This window comes from Corallococcus llansteffanensis (assembly GCF_003612055.1).
Taxonomy (GTDB): domain Bacteria; phylum Myxococcota; class Myxococcia; order Myxococcales; family Myxococcaceae; genus Corallococcus; species Corallococcus llansteffanensis.
Map to the genome: position 1 here is coordinate 1 of NZ_RAWB01001132.1, position 679 is coordinate 679.

1 protein-coding gene is annotated in these 679 nt (G+C 72.0%); it reads right to left on the reverse strand.

The features are described from left to right. On the reverse strand, positions 1-679 hold a 679-nt coding region (locus tag D7V93_RS43780), incomplete at both ends, for a cytochrome-c peroxidase (RefSeq protein ID WP_147451717.1).

The following is a 679-nucleotide window of genomic DNA, read 5'->3' on the forward strand; positions in this document are numbered from 1 at the left end:
GGGGCAGGGGCGGCGCGGAGATGCGCTCGGCGGGCGGCAGCTCGCCGGTGAGGCTCTTGAGGAAGGCCACCAGGTCGTCCACCTCGCCGTCCTTCAGCGTGCGCCCCAGCTGGTGGCGCCCCATCAGGCGCACCATGGTGGGCAGGTCCTTCACGCTGCCGTCGTGCAGGTAGGGGCCCGTCTTCTCCACGTTGCGCAGGGTGGGCACGCGGAAGTAGCCGCGGTCGTCCTCGTTCTTCGTCGCGTCGAAGCGGCCCGCGTCGGTGAGGTTCGGGTACGCCTCCACCAGCCCCAGCTTCTGGAACGACGTGCCGCCCACCGCCGGGCCGTTGTGGCAGGTGGTGCAGCCGGTGGTGATGAAGGCCTCCAGGCCGCGCTGCTCCGCGATGGTGAGCGAGGCATGCTCGCCCGCGAGGAAGCGGTCGAAGCGCGACGGCGTGGTGAGCGTGCGCTCGAAGGCGGCCAGGGCCTTCGCGGCGTGGGCCAGCGTCACCGGCTTGCGCTCCTTCGGGAAGGCGGAGCGGAAGCGCGCGGTGTACTCGGGCATGGAGGACAGCGTGGCCTCGACGCGCTTCGCGTCCGGCATGGCCATCTCCACCGGGTTCATCATCGGGCCTTCAGCCTGGGCCTCCAGCGTGGCGGCGCGGCCGTCCCAGAACTGCGCGATGTGGTGGGCCGC